Genomic DNA, 2,456 nt, shown 5'->3' with positions numbered 1-2,456 from the left:
GCAAGAAAATGTCATATCCATGAACAACCTGAGATGTCTGTAGTCACTGTATTGCGGTCATTGGATGGCCGGGCGCCGGGTTGGTGAACATTTGCTGGAGAGGCTGGATGGGAAACAGGGTTAATGTGTTGGGTAGCGGAGTGTTGCTGTTGGCTGCGCTGTCGGCAGGCTGTGCCAATGCAGGAGATGTTGCGAGCCGGCAATGGACTGATGCGCACCTGCACTATGTGGATTTCATGCAGGACAGTGAGGGCGCCCAGGCGATGATCGCGGCCATGGATGAGGCAGGTGTGGAGCGAGCCTGGGTATTTGGTCTGCCGGTGATGAAAAAATGGCAGGCAGAGGCGCCACGCCGCCCCCGCTATTATCTGGGCGATGAGGCGCCGCTGTATTACTACAGCGCCACGGATGACATTGTGGCCCAGGCGGTGTTGTCGCTGCCGGAGGAGCAGCAGGCGCGGTTGCAGCCGTTTATCAGTGGTTTCAACCCCACGGACATGCACGCAGCGGAGCAGGTGGAAAGCCTCATTGAGCGTTATCCGGGGCTGTGGCAGGGGATTGGAGAAATTCTCACCCGGCATGATCAGCTCACTGCGCTCACCGAAGGAGAGACTCCCCGGGCCAACCATCCGGCACTGATGAAGGTGTATGCAATGGCGGGGCGCTATGATCTTCCCGTGTTGCTGCACAGCAACTTGACCTCCCTTCGCGAAGAGACACCGATCTATCTGGGGGAGCTGGAAGAGGCGCTCAGTGAACACCCGGAAACCCGTTTTTTGCTGGCCCACGCAGGCACCAGTGGTGGTGTGGAAGAGCGACAGGCGCCACTGGGGACCTTACCGCCTATCCTGCGGGCATTACTGAGCCGCTATGAAAATTTGTACATCGACCTGTCGTGGAGCGTGAAAGACCACTACCTGATTGATGACGGCGTGCCCAGCAAGGAGTGGCTGGCCCTTATCCGTGAATTTCCGGACCGTTTTACCCTGGGAACCGACCTGGTGGGGCATTTCGACAGCATGGAGAAGGTGCTGGGCGAGTATGAACCGTTGCTGGAAGCATTGCCCAAAAAAGTGGCGGAGCAGCTTTCACACGGGAATGCGGACGCGCTGGTGCCCAGAAAAGGGGCAGTGAAGTTGCCTTGAATGAAGATTTGTCGTGGATTTAAGGGCAAGCCCCGGTTTCTGATGAGGGCTGTTTTTTCGCCTTGCGGGGTGCCTGACGCCTAAACCCGCAATCACATCGGTGGTGGTGTGGGTTTCAATTTTATTGCGTCAGGCATGCGGCTTCAGGTTTCAGGCTTTTTCTGTAATCGACGCAGCAGGGACGATGTATCCCAGCGGCCCCCACCCATGGCCTGAATATCCCGGTAAAAGTCGTTTATCTGCTCCGTGACGGGCAGGGGTGTCCCGTTCCGGGCAGCTTCGTTCAGGCAGATATCCAGGTCCTTGCGCATCCAGTCCACCGCGAAGCCGTGCTCATACTGGTCGTCGATCATGGTCTGGTGCCGGTTTACCATCTGCCAGGAGCCGGCGGCCCCCTGACTGGTGGTTTCGAAGACTTTGCTGGCATCCAGGCCGGCGTTCAAGGCAAAGGCGACGCCTTCTGCAAGCCCTTCCACCAGCCCGGCTACGCAGATCTGGTTGACCATTTTGGTCAGCTGGCCACTGCCCGCCGGCCCCATCAGGTTGGTGGCTTTGGCGTAATGCTGAAGGGTGGGGAGTACGCGCTGATAGACCGCCTCGTCACCCCCGCACATGATCGAGAGTTGGCCGTTTTCTGCTCCTTGCTGTCCGCCGGAGACCGGGGCATCGATAAAATGATTGCCCTGCTTTCGACAGGCGGTATCCAGCTCGCGGGCCATTTCTGCGCTGGCAGTGGTGTGATCGATCAGAATGGCGCCCTTGGCCAAGCCTTGCAGGGCGCCGTCATCACCGAGCGTTACCTGACGCAGGTCGTCGTCGTTACCGACACAGACAAAGACCAGATCCGCTCCCCGGGCGGCTTCGGCAGGTGTGGCTGCGTAGTTGCCTGGGTAATCCCGTGCCCATTGCTGCGCCCGGAGAGTTGTTCGGTTGTACACCGTCATGGAAATGCCTGCTTCGGCCAGATGGCCGGCCATGGGGTAGCCCATGGTGCCTAGTCCGATAAAGGCGGCGTTCAGGGCGCTCATTTGTCGCTGCCTCCATCATTAATGTCAGTGAGGGGGCTGTTATCGCCCAGGGGGTAAGCGGCAAAGCGAGGCTCGGTAAGGCTGCCCAGGTAGAGGGTGTTGCCATGCTGTTCGGCGCTGGTGATCGGGGCGAAGGCGCCGTCGCTGTTGTCTTGCAGATTGTGAGTGACCTGTCCTTGCTCGTCGAGGCCGAGCACAAAGCCGTGATGCACCGGTTGCGGCTGCAGGAAGCTGGGCATACGGAAGGCCACTTTGCGCAGCAGGGGTTTGTCGGAAAGGCTGT

Annotated in this window: 2 protein-coding genes and 1 pseudogene; 1 reads left to right on the top strand and 2 read right to left on the bottom strand. The window is 59.2% G+C overall.

The window, feature by feature from the left end:
• Nucleotides 1–107 precede the first annotated feature (107 nt).
• Nucleotides 108–1,145: an amidohydrolase family protein gene (locus tag A3754_RS22665; RefSeq protein ID WP_063521408.1), complete on the top strand. Its 1,038-nt coding sequence runs from the start codon at nucleotides 108–110 to the stop codon at nucleotides 1,143–1,145.
• A 143-nt stretch (nucleotides 1,146–1,288) separates the two neighbouring features.
• On the opposite strand, the gene A3754_RS22660 is transcribed toward A3754_RS22665, so the two are convergent.
• Together A3754_RS22660 and A3754_RS28100 are read right to left on the bottom strand one after the other, a co-directional pair.
• Entirely contained in the window at nucleotides 1,289–2,173 is an 885-nt protein-coding gene (locus A3754_RS22660) for an NAD(P)-dependent oxidoreductase (RefSeq protein WP_063521407.1), read from the bottom strand.
• Nucleotides 2,170–2,456 (bottom strand): annotated as a pseudogene (locus A3754_RS28100) (SMP-30/gluconolactonase/LRE family protein); the annotation flags it as partial. The pseudogene A3754_RS28100 and the gene A3754_RS22660, both read right to left, overlap by 4 nt.

Source organism: Alcanivorax sp. HI0083, assembly GCF_001635175.1.
This window is presented reverse-complemented; position numbering and strand designations above follow the sequence as displayed.